18 protein-coding genes are annotated in these 18,705 nt (G+C 71.2%); 16 read left to right on the top strand and 2 right to left on the bottom strand.

Features of this window, described 5'->3' with window-relative positions:
• The first annotated feature begins 64 nt into the window (after positions 1-64).
• The 3 genes from P5P86_RS00320 to P5P86_RS00310 all read left to right on the top strand — a co-directional run bounded on the left by P5P86_RS00320 (position 65) and on the right by P5P86_RS00310 (position 2,659).
• A complete protein-coding gene (locus P5P86_RS00320; protein ID WP_280609277.1) occupies positions 65-1,087 on the top strand; it encodes a JmjC domain-containing protein in 1,023 nt (340 codons plus the stop codon).
• Positions 1,084-2,010 (top strand): ferredoxin family protein, encoded by a 927-nt coding sequence (locus P5P86_RS00315; RefSeq protein WP_446724948.1) that lies wholly within the window; start codon positions 1,084-1,086, stop codon positions 2,008-2,010. Before P5P86_RS00320 ends, P5P86_RS00315 begins: the two co-directional genes overlap by 4 nt.
• Before the next feature lie 67 nt (positions 2,011-2,077).
• Complete coding sequence (locus P5P86_RS00310; protein WP_280609275.1) at positions 2,078-2,659, top strand: hypothetical protein; 582 nt, start codon at positions 2,078-2,080, stop codon at positions 2,657-2,659.
• A gap of 81 nt (positions 2,660-2,740) precedes the next feature.
• On the opposite strand, the gene P5P86_RS00305 is transcribed toward P5P86_RS00310, so the two are convergent.
• Positions 2,741-3,586 (bottom strand): aldo/keto reductase, encoded by an 846-nt coding sequence (locus P5P86_RS00305; protein WP_280609274.1) that lies wholly within the window; start codon positions 3,584-3,586, stop codon positions 2,741-2,743.
• Positions 3,587-3,603: 17 nt separating this feature from the next.
• Between P5P86_RS00305 and P5P86_RS00300 the strand changes: the two genes are divergently transcribed.
• From P5P86_RS00300 to P5P86_RS00260, 9 genes are all read left to right on the top strand, one after another.
• Positions 3,604-4,110, top strand: coding sequence for an NUDIX hydrolase (locus tag P5P86_RS00300; RefSeq protein ID WP_280609273.1), 507 nt, complete (start codon positions 3,604-3,606; stop codon positions 4,108-4,110).
• Between the two features lie 60 nt (positions 4,111-4,170).
• On the top strand, positions 4,171-5,274 hold the full coding sequence (locus tag P5P86_RS00295) for a hypothetical protein (protein ID WP_280609272.1): 1,104 nt from the start codon (positions 4,171-4,173) through the stop codon (positions 5,272-5,274).
• A gap of 151 nt (positions 5,275-5,425) precedes the next feature.
• The gene (dnaK, locus tag P5P86_RS00290; protein ID WP_280609271.1) at positions 5,426-7,270 is read left to right on the top strand and encodes a molecular chaperone DnaK; all 1,845 of its coding nucleotides are present in this window, start codon (positions 5,426-5,428) and stop codon (positions 7,268-7,270) included.
• Positions 7,267-7,836, top strand: a complete 570-nt coding sequence (gene grpE / locus P5P86_RS00285; protein WP_280609270.1) for a nucleotide exchange factor GrpE — start codon at positions 7,267-7,269, stop codon at positions 7,834-7,836. Before dnaK ends, grpE begins: the two co-directional genes overlap by 4 nt.
• 107 nt (positions 7,837-7,943) lie before the next feature.
• Complete coding sequence (dnaJ, locus tag P5P86_RS00280; RefSeq protein WP_280609269.1) at positions 7,944-9,131, top strand: molecular chaperone DnaJ; 1,188 nt, start codon at positions 7,944-7,946, stop codon at positions 9,129-9,131.
• Positions 9,131-9,589, top strand: a complete 459-nt coding sequence (locus tag P5P86_RS00275; protein WP_280609268.1) for a heat shock protein transcriptional repressor HspR — start codon at positions 9,131-9,133, stop codon at positions 9,587-9,589. Before dnaJ ends, P5P86_RS00275 begins: the two co-directional genes overlap by 1 nt.
• Positions 9,590-9,650: 61 nt before the next feature.
• Entirely contained in the window at positions 9,651-10,076 is a 426-nt protein-coding gene (locus tag P5P86_RS00270; RefSeq protein WP_280609267.1) for a hypothetical protein, read from the top strand.
• A 127-nt stretch (positions 10,077-10,203) separates the two neighbouring features.
• Complete coding sequence (locus P5P86_RS00265; protein WP_280609266.1) at positions 10,204-11,556, top strand: DUF445 domain-containing protein; 1,353 nt, start codon at positions 10,204-10,206, stop codon at positions 11,554-11,556.
• The gene (locus P5P86_RS00260) at positions 11,553-12,446 is read left to right on the top strand and encodes an Abi-alpha family protein (protein ID WP_280609265.1); all 894 of its coding nucleotides are present in this window, start codon (positions 11,553-11,555) and stop codon (positions 12,444-12,446) included. Before P5P86_RS00265 ends, P5P86_RS00260 begins: the two co-directional genes overlap by 4 nt.
• Before the next feature lie 6 nt (positions 12,447-12,452).
• On the opposite strand, the gene P5P86_RS00255 is transcribed toward P5P86_RS00260, so the two are convergent.
• Positions 12,453-13,100, bottom strand: coding sequence for a hypothetical protein (locus P5P86_RS00255; RefSeq protein ID WP_280609264.1), 648 nt, complete (start codon positions 13,098-13,100; stop codon positions 12,453-12,455).
• 215 nt (positions 13,101-13,315) lie between these two features.
• Here P5P86_RS00255 and clpB point away from each other — a divergent pair, with 215 nt between their 5' ends.
• The 4 genes from clpB to P5P86_RS00235 all read left to right on the top strand — a co-directional run bounded on the left by clpB (position 13,316) and on the right by P5P86_RS00235 (position 18,705).
• Positions 13,316-15,913, top strand: a complete 2,598-nt coding sequence (clpB, locus tag P5P86_RS00250) for an ATP-dependent chaperone ClpB (RefSeq protein ID WP_280609263.1) — start codon at positions 13,316-13,318, stop codon at positions 15,911-15,913.
• Between the two features lie 109 nt (positions 15,914-16,022).
• Positions 16,023-16,862 (top strand): aldo/keto reductase, encoded by an 840-nt coding sequence (locus P5P86_RS00245; protein ID WP_280609262.1) that lies wholly within the window; start codon positions 16,023-16,025, stop codon positions 16,860-16,862.
• The gene (locus tag P5P86_RS00240; protein WP_280609261.1) at positions 16,863-18,023 is read left to right on the top strand and encodes a hypothetical protein; all 1,161 of its coding nucleotides are present in this window, start codon (positions 16,863-16,865) and stop codon (positions 18,021-18,023) included.
• A 10-nt stretch (positions 18,024-18,033) separates the two neighbouring features.
• Positions 18,034-18,705 (top strand): hypothetical protein, encoded by a 672-nt coding sequence (locus P5P86_RS00235; protein ID WP_280609260.1) that lies wholly within the window; start codon positions 18,034-18,036, stop codon positions 18,703-18,705.

Raw genomic sequence — 18,705 nt, 5'->3', positions numbered from 1 at the left:
GCTCTTCACCGAGAAGATCTGGGCGTCCCGCACGCACCTGCACCACACCGACCCCGCCGCGCTGGTGGGGCTGCTCTCGCTGGAGGACGCCGACAGGCTCCTGACCTCCTCGGCGCTACGCACGCCCGCGCTGCGGATCGCGCGCGACGGCAGCGTCCTGCCCGAGAAGCGGTTCACCCGGCACGCCACCATCGCCGGCCAGCAGCTCAGCGGCCTGGTCGACCCGGCGAAGGCGCTGGCGCTGTTCCGTGAGGGCGCCACCATCGTCTTCCAGGGTCTGCACCGCTACCACCAGCCCCTCGCCGACCTCGTCGCCGAGCTCGAGCTGGAGCTGGGGCATCCCTGCCAGGCCAACGCCTACCTGACGCCGCCGGGCTCCCAAGGGTTCGCGGTGCACAGCGACACCCACGACGTCTTCGTCTTCCAGACGGCCGGGACCAAGGACTGGGAGATCACCACCTCCCGCGACGCCGGTCCGACCGTCGAGGCGATCACGATGGCGCCCGGTCTCTCGCTCTACCTCCCGACGGGCACGCCGCACGCGGCGCGGACCCAGCAGACGGTCTCGCTGCACGTCACCATCGGGATCAACCAGCTGACGTGGCGCGGACTGCTGCGCCGTACGGTCGAGGGTGTCCTGCCCCCTGACGAGCACCTGCCGGCCGGCTACCTCGAGGAGCCGGCCGTGCTCCAGACGGGCCTGGCCAGGCGCCTGCGCGAGCTGGCGGACCGGATCGAGGCCGTGGACGCGCAGCAGGCGGCCGAGGCGGAGGTACGCCGGTTCCTGACCGCGCGCACCCCGCGCTTCGCCGGCGGCCTCCTCGACGCCGTCACCGAGATCGCCGACGACACCGCGCTGCGCCGCCGGCCCGGTCGGCCCTGCGTGCTGCGCGAGGTGGACGGCGACCGGCTCGAGGTGCTGCTCGGCGACCGCGTGCTCACCCTGCCGGCCTTCACCCGGCCGGCGCTGGAGCAGATCCGGGCCGCAGCCAGGTTCGCGCCCGCGGAGCTGGGACTCGACGAGCAGAGCCGGCTCGTGCTGTGCCGACGGCTGGTCCGTGAGGGGATGCTCGAGGTGGCGCGCTGAGCGAGTTCCGCTGCTCGGCCGCCAGTGAGGCTCGGACCGAGAGCCTGGCCGGCAGCGCCTCGACCGTGTCCGCCTTCCTGCTGCTGGAGCACCCTGGCCCGTGGGGGGTGAACGCGCTGCGCGATGCCCGATTGCCCGACGGCGTCGGCGAGGAGCTGCGCGCACACGCCCAGGCGGCCGGGGTCCGGTTGCTGCTGATCCGCCGCCCGGGCCGCACCCCGACCACGGCCGGTGAGCCGGAGCGGTCGACGCGCCGGATCTTCGCCGTGCACGCGCGAGCGCCGTACTCCTGGACGGAGACAGCGCGGCTGGGCGACCCGCGCGAGGTGCTCGACCTGGATCTCGCCGCCCTCCGGGCGGGCCGGTCGCTGGGGTTGGAGGCGCACGGTGAGCCGGTGTTCGCCGTCTGCACCCACGGCCGCCACGACGCCTGCTGTGCCGAGCGTGGGCGCCCGGTCGCCGCCGCGCTGGCACGTGCGCTGCCCGAGCACACCTGGGAGGTCTCCCACCTCGGCGGCGATCGGTTCGCCGCGAACATGCTCGTGGCCCCGGACGGCTTCTACTACGGCCGGCTCGATCCGGAGTCCGCCGTCGCCGTCGCCAGGGCCCGCGTCGCCGGCGAGCTCGAGCTCGACCACCTACGGGGGCGCAGCTGCTATCCGATGCCGGTCCAGGCCGCCGAGATAGCCCTGCGCCGCCACCTCGGTCTGTCCACGCCCGGTGGAATCCGTCTGGCCGCCCGAGTGCAGACCGGCGATGCGAGGAGTTCGGGGCTGGTCACCGACGCGACCTTCGCCCACGACGGGCAGGGGTACGTCGTGCGGGTGCGCAGCACCCACTCCGTCCCGGTCGCGCTGACGTGTCGCGCCGTCCGCGACCAGGTGGCGCTGCAGCACGAGATCGAGAGCATCGAGCGGGTGTGACCAGCGGTTCGCCTCCGGTTGGCGATGCCTGAGAGGATGAGCCCGACCTGCTCGAGGAAGGACCTCCGTGCCACACCCGCCGCGCCAGGATGAGAAGCACCCGATCACCGCCGGCCTGATCGCGCTGGTCTCGGTGACGCTCGCGGTCGGCCTGGTGCTGGGCGTCGTGACCCTCGTCGGGTCCCACGTGCTGGGCATCGGGAGCGACGGCAACGGCTCGTCCTCCGCCGACCAGACCCTCTACCTGCCGACGCCGACCCCGACGCCGACGCCCAGCGACCCGCTGGTGACGCTCGCGCCCCAGCAGTCGGGTACGGCCCTGCCGACCGACGAGCCGACGCCGAGCGAGTCCCCGACCGCCACCACCTCGGCGGCGAAGCAGATCACGCTCTCGGCGGGCGAGACGTCCGTCTCACCGATGCAGCAGATCGACCTCAGCGGCGTCTACCCGGGTGGCGAGGGCGCGATCCTGCAGGTGCAGCGCAAGCTCGACGGCACCTGGCAGGACTTCCTCTCGGTCGACGCGGCCGTCTCGGGCGGGCAGTTCTCGACGTACGTGCAGACCGGCCAGCTGGGCGTGCAGAAGTTCCGGGTCCGCGACACCACGTCGGGCCTGGTGTCCAACGTGGTCAGCGTGACGGTCGGCTGATCGCGCGGACAGGCACGGCCGGTGCGCCCGCCGAGCCTCCCGAGGCGCCCGGGGAAGCTCGGCGGACGCGTCTGCCATCGGTCAGCTCGGGATCCAGTCGAACGTGTCCGGGTTGGGACCGGTGCGCGCTGTCTCCCCCTTGTCCAGCGCGTTCAGCGCGGTGACCTCGTCGGCGCTGAGAGCGAAGTCGAAGATGTCGATGTTCTCCGCCAACCGCTCGCGGTGCGTCGACTTGGGGAAGATGATGTCGCCGCGGTCCAGGTGCCAGCGCAGCACCACCTGGGCGGGGCTCTTGCCGTGCTTGCCCGCCAGCGCTGTCACCACCGGGTCGGTCAGCTCGCCACCGCCCTGGCCCAGCGGCGACCAGGCCTGCACCAGCGCGCCGTGGGCGAGGGTCGCGGGCCGGGCCGGGTTGTCGAAGTAGGGATGCACCTCGATCTGGTTCACCACGGGCACGACCCCGGTCGCCTCGACGATCGTGTCCAGATGCGCGGGCTGGAAGTTCGAGACGCCGATCGAGCGGGTCAGTCCGGCCTCCCGCAGCTCGACGAGGGCGGCCCACGTGGCCGCGTAGTCGCCGTCGTACCGGGTGGGCAGCGGCCAGTGGATCAGGAACAGGTCGACCTGGTCGAGTCGCAGGTCGCTCAGCGACCGCTCCAGCGACTCGCGCGCCTTGGCCGGCTGGTGGAAGCTGTTGTTCAGCTTGGTGGTCACATAGATCTCGTCGCGGGCGAGGCCGGAGGCGGCGATCGCGGCGCCGACCCCTGCCTCGTTGCCGTACATCTGGGCGGTGTCGACGTGGCGGTAGCCCAGCTCGAGGGCCTCGTTCACCACGCGCTCGGTGTCGCCCGGCGGCACCTGCCACACGCCGAGGCCGAACTGCGGGATGGTGGTCTGATCGTGGAGGGTCAACGACGGAACGCTCATACAGCGACAATAGGCAGGTGACCCACGCCCCGGACCCGGCTCCGCACTACACCGCGTACGACACCCGCCTGGCCGCCTACGCCGTGATCGTGCGTGCTTCGAGCGGCCCCGCAGCGGCCCCGTCGACGGGGCCGGGAGAGCCCGAGGTGCTGCTGGCGCTGTGGAACGAGGAGAAGCGCAAGCGGTGGACGTTGCCCGGCGGTGGCGTGGAGCTGCACGAGACGGTCGAGGAGGGAGCGGTCCGGGAGGTCCGCGAGGAGACCGGGTACGACGTCGAGCTCACCGGGCTGCTCGGCATCGAGACGGACGTGTTCGACCCGGCCGAGCGGCGCACGGACACCGGACGATCGCTCAAGGCGGTCCGGGTCTTCTTCTCCGCACGCATCGTCGGCGGCGCGCTCGCGAACGAGACCGACGGCACCACCGACGAGGCCCGCTGGGTGCCGCTGGCAGCGGTGGCCGACCTGCCCCACACCAGCATGGTCGACACCGGTCTGCGGTTGAGCCGAGCCGCGGCTGGGTAAGTCCCTGAGCGACCGGCCGTTCGGGCCGGTGACTCGCCGCACGAAGGGCTCGGGACCCCGATGCACATCCGCTCACCCAGGACGCTCGCCGTCGGCGCCGTCCTCCCCCTGCTCGCGGGCATGCTCGCGATCCTCCCCGGCGCCGGGACCGCCTCGGCGGGTGCTGCCTGCGCCCCCAGCCAGGTGGTCGCCGAGGCGCACGCGCATGCGCCGGCGAGGGCGAAGGTGATGCGGAGCCGGCCGAGCGTCACTCGGCGGCACAAGCACGCCTATGTCGCTCGGGTCGTGCTGACCCTCACCCAGGGCCGTGCCTCCGTCCGGCTGGTCACCGGCATCTGTCCCGACGGGGCCGCAGGCGTCGCGGTCAGCACGAGCCAGACGGCGAGCGGCACCGGCGTCCTGCACCGCACGGTGTCCGGCAAGGGCAGGACCTCTGCGGCGGCCCGCAAGGACGCCAGGCGCTCGGCTCGCCGCGTCTCGGTCGCGCTGAGGCACGCCGCGACCTCGAAGAAGGCCCGGCGCAAGGCCGAGAAGCGCGCGATCGCCGCGGCGCGCTCGGCGGCGGCGCGAAAGGCGCACGACGCGCTCTACCTCAGCGACATCGTCTACGCGGTCGCCGGCGCGGACCAGGTCTACCACCTCTCCGCGACCCCGCCGTCGGGCCAGGTCCGCCTCACTCGAGCGGCGAACGGCGACCTCGTGCTGAGCGTGCCCGCCGGCTTCCGCTGGCAGGACGCGACGTCCAAGCCGTGCGTACGGCGCGCACCCGCCTGGCCCACCCGGTTCGTCTTCGACGGCGGCGACCTGGTCGCGCCGGCCCTGCGGGCGGCTGCGGCGGCGTCCGCCTCCGGCGCCCAGGGGTTCGGCATCAACGCGGCGCCGTACCAGGACCTCGAGGGCGTCGCCCCAGGTCAGGAGGCCGACGCGCAGCAGTCGTGGTTCGGTGGCTGGATCTCGCCGGCGAACGGACCGGGCACCCCGCAGTACGACGCGGAGATCGCCCCGATCAGCCCGTATGCGGGCGCCCTGGTGTGCTTCGCGCCCAACGTCTCGATCGCGCCGGCCTACACGGCGGTGGTGCACGGTGCCCATGTCGGCACCGCGGCCACCTCGAACGGCACCGTCTTCAAGGTCGTCGGCGGCCTCCCGGTGGCGGCGCGCTGAGCGGTTCGACGGTCGACGGGAATGCCGTCCCGCCGGAGTGCGTTGCGGCACATGAGCAAAGTTGAGTTGAACAGACTCAAGTTGCTTGTCAGACTGGCCGCAGCGCGTCAGGATGGCCGCAGAGCACCACAACATTTCGGAGGTAACACCCATGGCACGTGCGGTCGGCATCGACCTCGGCACCACCAACAGCGTGGTGTCGGTTCTTGAGGGCGGCGAGCCCACCGTCATCGCGAACGCGGAGGGCGCGCGCACCACCCCCTCCGTCGTCGCTTTCGCAAAGTCCGGCGAGGTCCTCGTCGGCGAGGTCGCCAAGCGTCAGGCGGTCACCAACGTCGACCGCACCATCCGCTCGGTCAAGCGCCACATGGGCACTGACTGGTCGGTGGAGATCGATGACAAGAAGTTCACCCCCCAGCAGATCAGCGCGTTCGTGCTGCAGAAGCTCAAGCGCGATGCCGAGGCCTACCTCGGGGAGCCGGTGACCGACGCGGTCATCACCGTGCCGGCGTACTTCAACGACGCCCAGCGCCAGGCCACCAAGGAGGCCGGCGAGATCGCGGGCCTCAACGTCGCCCGGATCGTGAACGAGCCGACCGCTGCCGCGCTGGCGTACGGCCTGGACAAGGGCGAGGACCAGACGATCCTCGTCTTCGACCTCGGTGGCGGCACGTTCGACGTCTCGCTGCTGGAGATCGGCGAGGGCGTCGTCGAGGTCAAGGCGACCAGCGGCGACAACCACCTCGGTGGCGACGACTGGGACAACCGTGTCGTGGAGTGGATGGTCACCAAGTTCAAGAACGCGAACGGCGTCGACCTCTCCCAGGACCGGATCGCCCAGCAGCGGCTGCAGGAGGCGGCGGAGAAGGCGAAGATCGAGCTCTCGTCCTCGCAGAACACCACCATCCACCTGCCCTACATCACCCACGGTGAGAACGGTCCGCTCCACTTCGAGGAGACGCTGACCCGGGCCGAGTTCCAGAAGATCACCTCGGACCTGCTCGACCGCACCAAGGTGCCGTTCCAGAGCGTGCTGAAGGACGCCGGGATCGCGATCAAGGACATCGACCACGTCGTCCTGGTCGGCGGCTCGACCCGCATGCCGGCCGTGACCGACGTCGTCAAGGAGCTGCTCGGCGGCAAGGAGCCCAACAAGGGCGTCAACCCCGACGAGGTCGTCGCCGTCGGCGCGGCGCTGCAGGCCGGTGTCCTCAAGGGTGAGGTCAAGGACGTCCTGCTGCTCGACGTGACCCCGCTGAGCCTCGGCATCGAGACCAAGGGCGGTGTCTTCACCACGCTGATCGAGCGCAACACCACCATTCCGACCAAGCGCTCGGAGATCTTCACCACCGCCGACGACAACCAGCCGTCGGTCGAGATCAAGGTGGCGCAGGGCGAGCGCGCGATCTGGGCGCAGAACCAGGCTCTCGGCAACTTCGAGCTGACCGGCCTCCCGCCGGCGCCGCGGGGCGTGCCGAAGATCGAGGTCACCTTCGACATCGACGCGAACGGCATCGTGCACGTCTCGGCGAAGGACCAGGCGTCCGGCCGCGAGCAGTCGATGACGATCTCCGGCGGCTCGGCGCTGAGCAAGGACGAGATCGACCGGATGGTCCGCGAGGCGGAGCAGTACGCCGAGGAGGACGCCAAGCGGCGCGAGGCCGTCGAGGTCCGCAACCAGGGCGACTCGCTGGTCTACTCCACCGAGAAGTTCCTCGCCGACAACGACGACAAGGTCCCCGACGAGGTGAAGACCGAGGTGCAGGCGGACCTGGACGCGCTCAAGGCGGTCCTGGAGGACGCCGAGGCCGACAAGGACGCGATCGCCGCGGCGATCAGCAAGCTCGGTGAGTCCAGCCAGAAGATGGGCGCCGCGATGTACGCCGCCGCCGAGGCCGACCAGGCCGCCGCTGGTGGCACGACCGGCGCGACCGGCGAGGCCGACGACGATGTCGTCGATGCCGAGATCGTCGACGAGCCGGGCGAGGAGAAGTGACCGAGCCCGACGGCCGGGACGGCGTCCAGCCCACGGAGCCCGACACCGGCTCCGTGGGCGGCGACGAGGTCGAGGCCTCGCTCGGTGACGCGGCTCCGGCCGCCGACGTGGTGGAGGAGGCCGCCGGTCAGCCCGAGGGCGACGGCCTGACCGCCAAGATCGACGAGCTGACCGGTGACCTCCAGCGGCTCCAGGCCGAGTACGTCAACTACCGCAAGCGTGTCGACCGCGATCGCGAGCTGGTGGCGCAGAACGCGACGTACAAGGTGCTGGCCCCCATCGTGGAGGTCCTCGACACGATCGACCGTGCCCGCGAGCACGGCGAGGTCGAGGGCGGCTTCAAGGCCGTGGCCGACCAGCTCGAGCGGATCGTGTCCAGCCTCGGACTGAGCAAGTTCGGCGAGGCGGGCGAGCCGTTCGACCCGCAGGTGCACGAGGCGCTGTCCCACCTGGGCACCGATCCCGAGGTCGAGGTCACCACCGTGAAGGTGCTCGCGAAGGCCGGCTACCGGATCGGCGATCGGGTGGTCAGGGCAGCGCAGGTGCTGGTGGTCGACCCCGAATAGCCCGAGACGTCACTCTGTGACAGCCGAGAAGTCGCTGTGTGGCTTCCTCGGCTGTCACGGGGTGACACCTCGAGCGCAACCGAGTGACTTTTCGAGGCGGAGAAGGAATGGCAGAGGAGTACCGGTCCGACTGGGCCACCAAGGACTTCTACAAGGAGCTGGGCGTCGCCAAGGACGCCGGCGCCGACGAGATCAAGAAGGCCTACCGCAAGCTGGCGCGGGAGAACCACCCCGACTCCAATCCCGACGACGCGGCCAAGCACGAGCGGTTCAAGCGGGTCGCGGAGGCGTACGACGTCGTCGGTGACCCCGAGAAGCGCAAGAAGTACGACGAGATGCGCTCGCTCTACGGTGGCGGCTTCGGCGGTGCCGGCTTCCCCGGCGGTGGCTTCCCCGGCGGCAGCACGGGCGGCCGCGGCTACAACTTCGAGGACCTTTTCGGCGACCGTGGTCAGTCCGGCGGGGGCGGCTTCGGCGACATGTTCGGCGACCTCTTCGGCAACACCGGTCGGCGTCAGTCGCGGCAGCGGCCGAGCAAGGGCCAAGACGTCGAGTCGACGGCGACGATCGGCTTCACCGATTCGCTCGAGGGCGTCACCATCTCGCTGCGCCTCTCCTCCGACGCGCCGTGCCCCGACTGCGCCGGTACCGGTGGGAAGCCGGGCACCAAGCCCCGGGTCTGCCCCGAGTGCGAGGGCGCGGGCTACGTCACCCAGAGCGTGGGCGGCGCCTTCTCGATGAACGAGACCTGCCCGCGCTGCGGCGGCCGCCAGCTCATCTACGACGAGCCGTGCCCGACCTGCCACGGCAGCGGTCGTGGGGCGTCCTCGCGCACGATCCAGGCGCGCATCCCCGCCGGCGTCAAGGACGGCCAGCGGATCCGGCTGCGCGGCAAGGGTGGCGCCGGGGAGAACGGCGGCCCGGCCGGTGACCTCTACGTGACGGTCCGGGTCACGCCTCACCGCGTCTTCGGGCGCAAGGGCGACAACCTGACCATCGACGTGCCGGTCTCCTTCGACGAGGTCGCGCTGGGCGCCGACGTCAAGGTGCCGACGCTGTCGGGTGGGCCGGTCACGCTCAAGATCCCCGCGGGTACGCCGAACGGCCGCACCTTCCGGGTCCGCGGCAAGGGGGCGCGCAAGTCCGACGGCACCATGGGGGACCTGCTGGCGACCGTGGAGGTACAGGTGCCGGCTGTGCTGGATGCGGATGCTCGCGCCGCGGTCGAGGCCTACCGGGCCGCCACCGCCCACAAGCCGCTGCGCAGCAAGCTCTTCGACGAAGCCGCGCGGTGATGAGCGCCCGCGTCCCCTCCTACGGTGGCGGTCGGCCGGTGGCCCCCGCCCCTGCGCCCGACGCGGCCGTCTATGTCATCTCGGTGGCGGCCGAGCTGACCGGGCTGCACCCGCAGACCCTGCGCACCTACGAGCGGATGGGCCTCATCACGCCCGGACGCACCGGCGGCGGTGGTCGGCGCTACTCGCACCGCGACATCGAGCTGCTGCGCACCATCGCCGACCTCACCGGGTCCGGGATCGGCATCGAGGGCGTACGCCGGATCCTCGAGCTGGAGAACAAGGTCGAGGCCCTGTCGGCGCGCAACGAGGAGCTCGCCGCCGAGCTGGCCGCGACGCGCGACGCGCTGCGCGAGGCGGTCGCCGTACGCCGGACGTCGCCGCCGGCTTCCCGGGTCCCGGCCATCCGGCCGCCCGAGGTGGGCCAGTCGGTCGTCGTCTGGCGCCGGGGTCGCTGAGTTCTCCACAGCCCGATCCCGGTCGGTCCCGCCTCGCCGGCTGCTCACCTATCCTGAGCCCATGGGCTCCTGGGCGCAGACGATCACGATCGTCGTGAGCACCCTGGTCGGCGTCGGCACGCTGCTGGGGATGTTCTGGCGTGCCCTGAACTCACGCTTCGACGCTCGGTTCGACAGCCTCGACGATCGCATCGATGGCGTGGAGCAGCGGCTGGACGTGAAGATCGATGGCGTGGAGCAGCGGCTGGACGCGAAGATCGGCGGCGTGGAGCAGCGGCTGGAGGCGAAGATCGATGGCGTGGAGCAGCGGCTGGACGCGAAGATCGATGGCGTGGAGCAGCGGCTGGAGGCGAAGATCGGCGGCGTGGAGCACCGGCTGGAGGCGAAGATCGACGCGCTGGCGAGCCTGACCGAGGCTCACCTCCGACCGCTCCAGGAGGACATGTCGCTGGTCAAGCAGCATCTTCTCGGCCATCCCGCCGCTTGAGCCCGCCCTTCGCCCGGTCGAGGTGACTCGCGAGTAGGACGCCGCCGCGCCCGGGGCGCGCCATGCCTTAGTGTCACTCCGGCACGGCCGACGAGGCATGGGGCGTCGTCGGCGGCCGACGAAGGCGGTGAGAGCGACGTTCGAGCATCTCCAGCACCATCTCGCCGACGTCGACTGGAACCTCAGCAGGTTGGACACCGCCGGGGACTGGATCGGCTTCCTGTCCATCCCGGTCTTCACCGGCGTGATCGGCTGGCTGATCAACTGGACCGGCCTGATCATGCTCTTCCACCCGATCCGGTTCCACGGCCTGCGGATCAGGGGGATGGACCAGCTCGCCCACCTGCTGCCGCGCAAGATCCAGGAGGTCCCCGGGATCCTGCAGGGCGGCATCGGCTGGCAGGGCATCGTGCCAGCGCGGGCCGCCAAGATGGGCAGCATCGCCGTCGACAAGGCCATCGCCAAGCTGGGAACGCCCGCGGAGTTCTACCAGCAGCTCGAGCCCGACCGGATCGCCGAGCACATCGTCACGATGTTCGAGCCCGAGATCCCGGCAGTGGTCGACGACGTCATGCGGCGCACCACCCCGGCCGCGTGGCGTGACCTGCCGGTGCCGGCCAAGCGTGCGGTCGTGACGCGGGTCCAGGCCCAGTTGCCCGGGGTGGTGCACAGCATCACCGACGAGATCGGTGCTCACATCGACCAGCTGCTGGATCCCAAGATCATGGTGATCGAGCACTTCCGCGCCCATCCCGACCTGGTCGTGCGGGTCTTCAAGGACATCGGCCAGAAGGAGCTGAACACGATGGTCAACATCGGGTTCGTCTTCGGCTTCCTCTTCGGTGTCCCGGTCGCCTTCATCGACCACTGGTTCCACCAGTGGTACCTGCTGCCCATCCTCGGCATCGCCGTCGGCTGGCTGACCAACCTGCTCGGCATGTGGCTGATCTTCGAGCCGGTCGAGCCGAAGCGCTACCTCGGCATCAGGTTCCACGGCCTGTTCCTGCGCCGCCAGGACGAGGCCGCCGAGATCTACGCGCAGATCATCGCCGACGATGTGATCACCCTGGAGCAGATCGGTGACTTCCTGATCGAGGGGCCGAGTGGAGACCGCACCCGGCAGATGCTGATGACCGCGCTGGGCCCGGCGATCGACAGAGCGGCCGGTCTGGCGCGTGGCGCGGCCCGGATCGCGCTCGGCCCGCGCTCGTACGAGGCGATCAAGACCGGGTTCGCCACCGAGGCCGTCGACCGGACGCTGACCCCCTTCCGGGACGAGGAGTTCAGCCGACAGCAGTCGAAGAGGATCGAGGTGCTGATAGCGCAGCGCACCAAGGAGCTGCCGCCGCGCGACTTCGTGGAGATGATGCGCTCGGCCATCAGGGAGGATGAATGGATGCTCTACGCGCACGGCGCGATCATGGGCGTGGTGGGTGGCTTCATCCACCTCTCGATCTTCGGCCTGGGAGGAGGACGGTGAGCGAGTACGACGACGTGCCGGAGGAGGGCCTGCCGGCAGTACGTCGCGGCGCGGCCGTCGAGGCGCTGCCGGGCATCGCCCGGCTGGCGGCGACGTCGTGGCTGCGGACCGCGCAGTGGGGGATGGTGGCGGGCGTCCGCACCGGGCGCCGGGTCGCGGGTGCCGTGGCCAAGCCGCATCTGGCCGTGGACATCGCGGCGGGGGTGGCAGCGGCCTCCGGCGTGGTGGCCGACCTGGCCAAGGGCATCGGCTCCGGCATGACGGTCGGTGAGGCCGTCGCCCAAGTCGGCCAGGCGCTGAGCCATCCGGTGCACCGTGAGGTCCCGCGCAGCCGCGAGGAGAAGGCCCTGGCGGCACGCCGCTCGCTGCGGGAGCAGGGCGAGGCACTGCTGGCCCGCTCCCGGGACGTGTGGGACGACGACGGCGCGCACCCGGCGTACGCGCGGATCCTCGGCGAGCTCGCGCCCGACGAGGCCCGCATCCTGGTGCTGTTGGTCGAGGGCGGTCCGCAGCCCAGCGTCGACGTACGCAGCGGCATGGTGAGTTCGAGCCTGATCGCCGCGCAGCTCAACATGATCGGTGCGCGGGCCGGCCTCAAGCACGTCGACCAGGTGCCGGCCTACCTCAACAACCTCTTCCGGCTCGGGCTGATCTGGTTCTCTCGCGAGCAACTCAAGGACCCGTTGGAGTACCAGGTGGTGGAGGCCCAGCCCGATGTGCTGGCCGCGCTGCACGCCACCCGGGCGACCCGGGTCGTGCGTCGCTCCATCCAGCTCACCCCGTTCGGCGTCGGGTTCTGCCGCGCCTGCCTGGTCGACGACCCGGACGCCGACTTCCCCGAGCACTCCGCTCCGCTGGCCGCGGACACCTCGGAGCCCCCGAAGGGGTGAGGTCGCTCAGCGGGTGCCGAGGAGGCTTCCGACGGCCCCGGTGACGGTGGAGACCACACCGGTGAGCAGGCCCGTCGTCGTCGCCTCGGTGGTGGCGGCGCTCGAGGCTTCGGCGGTCGGCTTCGAGGACTCGGCAGCACCAGTGGTCGCGGTGGCTGTCGCGGTGGTGGTCGCGGTGGTCGTGGCCGTCGGGTGCGCCGTCGCGACACTCGGGTGCGCGCTCGGGTGCGCCGTGACGTGATGCCGGTCGGCATCCGAGCGGTGCTTTCCGGCGGCCGTCGACGCGGTGCCCGCTGTGCGGTGCGCGTCCGGTGTCGCCGCGCGGTGCCGGCCCGTCGAGGGCAGCACGTACGCCGCCGAGGTCAGCTCCGGGCGGTCGGCGTCCGACCGCCTCAGGAGCGTCGGCGGGACGAGGGAGGGGCTGACGGCCTGACCGACCTGGGTGCTGGGCCGGCCGCCGGTGTCGTCGCGACCCTCGGCGCTCAGGGAGCCACCCGTCGTGGACGCGACTGCGGCTCCGGCGCCGGCCGCTGCGACGAGCAGGCCGACCGGGAGCAACTGCCGCAGGCGGGTCCGGGCACCGGCTGCCGGCGCCGTCGACGGCGGGACGATCGGACGACCGCCGGCCGGCAGGTCGTAGCTGAGAAACGGCATGAGACTCCTTGTGTGGACGTGAAGGAGTAGTGCATCCGGGCCAGGTGAATAGTCCCAGTTGACCAGAGAATGTGGGACGGCGCACGTTCGAAGTTGAGTGGAATGGACTCAACTTCTGGTGTGTTGGGCACAGTGAGCAGCACACTGGTCGGTGACGACAGCCACCGACCGTGCTGGGTCACACGTCCACACCTCAGCAGGAGAACCAGACACAGATGAGTCAGTTCGGGGTCGACAAGTTCACCACCAAGAGCCGGGAGGCCATCGAGGCCGCCCAACTGTCGGCGACCACCGCCGGCAACTCCACGATCGAGCCGATCCACCTCCTCGTCGCGCTCCTCCTCCAGGAGGACGGCAGCGCGGCGAACCTGGTCAGCAAGGCGGGCGCCGACGCCCCCGCGCTGGTGCGCGCCGCCGCCGCTCAGCGCGACGCGCTGCCGCGGGTCTCGGGCGAGACGGTGGGGCAGCCGAGCGGCAGCGGGGTGCTCTCGCGCGTCCTGGCCGGCGCTCTCGAGCTCGCCCAGTCCATGAAGGACGAGTACGTCGCCACCGAGCACCTGCTGATCAGCATCGCCACCGTGGACAGCAGCGCGAAGCGGGTCCTGACCGAGGCCGGTCTCACGGCCGACGGTCTGCGCGAGTCGCTCAGCGCCATCCGCGGCAGCCGCCGCGTCACCAGCCAGGACGCCGAGTCCACCTACGAGGCGCTGGAGAAGTACTCGGTCGACCTCACCGAGGCGGCGGAAGAGGGTCGCCTCGACCCGGTGATCGGTCGCGACCAGGAGATCCGTCGGGTGATCCAGGTGCTCTCCCGCCGGACCAAGAACAACCCCGTCCTCATCGGCGAGCCCGGCGTCGGCAAGACCGCCGTCGTCGAGGGCCTGGCGCAGCGCGTGGTCGCCGGCGACGTACCTGACTCCCTCAAGGGCCGTCGGGTGCTCAGCCTCGACCTCGCGGCGATGGTCGCCGGGGCGAAGTTCCGCGGCGAGTTCGAGGAGCGGCTCAAGGCCGTGCTGGAGGAGATCAAGCAGTCCGAGGGCCGCGTGATCACCTTCATCGACGAGCTGCACACCGTCGTCGGCGCGGGTGCCGGCGGCGACAGCCAGATGGACGCGGGCAACATGCTCAAGCCGATGCTCGCGCGCGGAGAGCTGCACATGATCGGCGCCACCACGCTGGACGAGTACCGCGAGTCGATCGAGAAGGACCCGGCGCTGGAGCGCCGCTTCCAGCAGGTCTTCGTCGGTGAGCCGTCCGTCGAGGACACGATCCAGATCCTGCGCGGGATCCAGGAGAAGTACGAGGCGCACCACGGGGTGCGGATCACCGACGCGGCCCTCGTCGCGGCGGCAACGCTCTCCGATCGCTACATCACCGGCCGCCAGCTGCCCGACAAGGCGATCGACCTCATCGACGAGGCCGCCTCGCGACTCCGGATGGAGATCGAGTCGAGCCCCGAGGAGATCGACCAGCTGCGGCGCCAGGTCGACCGCCTGAAGATGGAGGAGTTCGCACTCGCCAAGGAGAGCGACGACGCCTCCCGGGAGCGGCTCGCGGCGCTCAAGCAGGACCTCGCCGACAGGGAGGAGGAGCTGCGCAGCCTGGAGGCCCGCTGGGAGCGGGAGAAGTCCTCGCTCGAGGGCGAGGGTGAGCTGCGTCGCCAGCTCGACCAGTTGCGCAGCGAGGCCGACCGGCTGCAGCGCGAGGGCGACCTCGGCGGCGCCTCGGAGCTGCTCTACGGACGGATCCCGGCACTGGAGTGGCAGATCGAGCAGGCCAAGGACACCGAGAAGGCGTTCGAGAGCGGGGAGACCAAGCCGCTGGTCGGCGACGAGGTCGGCGCCGAGCAGGTCGCCGAGGTCGTCGAGGCCTGGACCGGCATCCCGACCGGCCGGATGCTGCAGGGCGAGACCGCCAAGCTGCTCGAGATGGAGCAGGTCATCGGGCGCCGGCTGATCGGCCAGCGGGAGGCTGTCACGGCCGTCGCCGACGCCGTACGCCGCTCCCGGGCCGGCATCGCCGACCCGAACCGGCCGACCGGTTCCTTCCTCTTCCTTGGGCCCACCGGCACGGGCAAGACCGAGCTGGCCAAGGCACTGGCCGACTTCCTCTTCGACGACGAGCGCGCGATCGTGCGCATCGACATGTCGGAGTACGGCGAGAAGCACTCGGTCGCGCGCCTGGTCGGTGCCCCTCCGGGCTACATCGGCTACGACGAGGGCGGCCAGCTGACCGAGGCGGTCCGCCGGCGCCCGTACTCCGTCGTCCTGCTCGACGAGGTCGAGAAGGCGCACCCGGAGGTCTTCGACATCCTGCTGCAGGTGCTCGACGACGGCCGGTTGACCGACGGCCAGGGACGCACGGTCGACTTCCGCAACACGATCATCATCATGACCAGCAACCTCGGCTCGATGTTCCTCACCGACCCCACCCTGGAGCCGGAGAAGCAGCGCGACTCGGTGATGGCGGTGGTCCGGCAGAGCTTCAAGCCCGAGCTGCTCAACCGGCTGGACGAGATCGTGGTCTTCGAGGCGCTGACCAAGGAGCAGCTGACGCACATCGTCGACCTGCAGCTGGCCTCGCTGGAGAGGCGACTCGCGGTGCGACGGATCACCATCGAGGTCAGCCAGGCCGCCAAGGAGTGGCTGGCCGACGTCGGCTACGACCCGGCGTACGGCGCCCGTCCGCTGCGCCGCCTGGTGCAGTCGGCGATCGGCGACCAGCTGGCCAAGATGCTGATCGGCGGCCAGGTGACGGACGGTGGTCACGTCCGCGTCGACCGTGGCGAGAGTGGTCTGACACTGACTGTCTGACGGGCGCTCGGCCCGCATGTAACGCGGTGTCCGGTCTTGTTCTGCGGTGCTGTGACACCGCAGAACCTCACCGGACACCGCGTTACATGTCTCATGGGAGGATCGCGGGGTGAACAACGTCCCGACGTACACCCTCAACGACGGCACCACCCTCCCGGCGGTCGGCTTCGGCACCTACCCGCTGCGGAACGCGGAGGGGATCGAGGCGATCACCGGCGCGCTCGCGAACGGCTACCGGCTGCTGGACACCGCCGTCAACTACGAGAACGAGGAGGAGGTCGGCGAGGCCCTGCGCCGCAGCGGCGTGCCGCGTGACCAGGTCCGGGTGACCAGCAAGATCCCGGGCCGCCACCACGCGTACGACGCGGCGATCGCCTCGACCAGGGAGTCGCTGCAGCGGCTCGGCCTCGACCACCTCGACCTGCACCTGATCCACTGGCCGAACCCGTCGCGCGACCTCTACGTCGAGGCGTGGCAGGCTCTGGTCGAGCTGCAGAAGCAGGGGCTGGTCCGCTCGATCGGGGTCTCCAACTTCACCGAGGCGCACCTGCGCCGCATCATCTCCGAGACCGGCGTGACGCCGGCCGTGAACCAGATCGAGCTGCACCCGCTCTTCCCGCAGGCCGAGATGCGCGCTCTCCACGACGAGCTGGGCATCCGCACGGAGGCGTGGAGTCCGATGGGCAAGCGCCAGGGCCAGTACGACGCGGCACCCGTACAGGCCGCTGCGGCGCGCCTGGGCGTGACGCCGGGGCAGGTGATCCTGCGCTGGCACGTGCAGCTCGGCTCCGTCCCGATCCCGAAGTCGGCCACCCCCTCGCGGCAGGTGGAGAACCTCTCGCTCTTCGACTTCGAGCTGACCGACGCCGAGGTCGCCGACATCTCCGCGCTCGGTCGCCCCGACGGCCGGCTCTTCGGCGGCGACCCGGACACCCACGAGGAGCTCTGAGTGGCCGAGATCGGCCCTTCTCCCCAGACGCCGCCCCGTCCCCAGCAGGTCACCTACGCCGGCTGGGCGGTGGTGCTGGGCTCGATCGCGCTGGTGATCAGTGCGTTCGAGCAGATCTCCACGCTGCACAGTCTCGACACCCGCATGAGGGTGACGAGGATGGTCGCCGAGATGCCCGACCGGCTCGGCGTCACCGTCGAGGGCCTCCTGACCACGTTCAAGGTCCTCGGCATGGTCTCGGGCGCGTGCGCGGCCGCGGCGGCGATCCTCGGCTGGCAGGCGCTGCAGCGGTCGCGGTCAGCGCGGATCGCACTCCTGGTCCTCGTGGTGCCCCTCGTGCTCGCGGGCCTGCCCACCGGTTGGCCGTTCGCGGTGATGGTCGGCGTCGCGGTCATGGTGTTGTGGCTTCCTGTCGCGAACGCATGGTTCGATCCGCGGCAGCAAGGGAGGATGCAGGTCATGAGCGAAACGTCGCCGCCTGCGATTCCGGGCCCGCCTGCGGGTCTCGCCGGCTCCGACGGACCGGCGGTCGGAGCGGGCCAGCACCCGCAGCCGCCGGCGCCGCCCGCCTCCAGCCCGCAGCCCCCGCCGTACGGCGCCTACCCGCCGCCGCAGCAGCCCTACCCCCGGCCGCCACAGCAGCCCTATGCGCCGTACGCGACGTACGGTGCCCCCGATCCCGACGCCCGCCCGGGCTCGGTGACAGCGGCGGCGGTGATCACCATGATCCTGTCCGGCCTCACCGCGTTCGTCGGGCTGATCCTGGCGATCATCGGCGGTGTGGCCTCCGACGACGTGATGTGGGACCTGAGCGATCGCGGCTACGACACCGGCGACTTCACGCTGCACGACCTCGTGGTGGTCCTGATGGTGATGGGGATCGTCATGGTGGTGGCCGGGGTCGCGGCGATCGTGGTCGCCGTGTTCGTGCTGCGCCGATCGGCGACGGCCCGGATCGTGCTCACCGTGCTCTCCGGGCTGACCATCGCCCTCAGTCTCGTGTCGATCGCCTCCATCGTGGCGGTGCTGCCGCTGGCGGGCGCCATCACCACCATCGTGCTGCTGTTCGGGCGCCGCGCCAGCGACTGGTTCGCCCGGCGCGGCGGCCTGCCGCCGTACCCGCCCGTCCATCCCGGCGGCCCCTGGCCGCCGACGGCCTGAGGGGCCCACCATGTCCGACGCCTACGGCTCCTACGGCAACCCCTACGGCGTGCCGCCGCCCTATCCCGACCAGATCCCGCCCGGCATGCCGCCGGGTGTGCCGCCGGGAGAGGGGCCGGAGCAGGGACCTCGGCAGGATCCGTCCTACCCTCCGCCGGACCCGGCCCAGCTGCTGCCGGTGCCGTGGTCGGTCCCGAGGGTGCGCCGGCCCGGCAGCGTCACCGCCGCGGGGGTGATCGTCTTCGTCCTGATCGGCCTGTCCATCGCCGTGCTGCTGCTCGGGGTCGTGGGTGTCGTCGGCGCCCACCTCGACTCCGACCCTGACGATCACCTGAGCACGGGCGGAATGGCGGCCGGCCTGGTGGCGTGCGCGCTGGGTCTGGCGCTGTGCGTCACGGGCGGGGTCTTCGCCGGGCTGGCGCTGGCGTGTCGGCAGTGGGCCCGGGTGACGACGGTCGTCCTCGCGTTCCTCAGTGCCGCCTTCATCGCGTTGATCGGGGTAGGTCTCGTCGTCGACCACGACACCACCGGCGAGGTCGTCGCCGGCGTGGTGGTGCTCCTGCTCGGGCTCGTCGCCGCGCTGGGGGGCGTGCTCCTGCTGCTGCCGCCCGCTGGAGGTTGGTATCGGAGCCGGCAGCGCCGTGATGCTCCTGGACGCACCGGTCCCCTCCCGGTCCCGTAG

The sequence above is a fragment of the Nocardioides sp. BP30 genome, from assembly GCF_029873215.1.
Lineage (GTDB): Bacteria > Actinomycetota > Actinomycetes > Propionibacteriales > Nocardioidaceae > Nocardioides.
The sequence above is the reverse complement of the archived record's forward strand: the minus strand, read 5'-3'. Positions and strand labels throughout refer to the sequence as shown.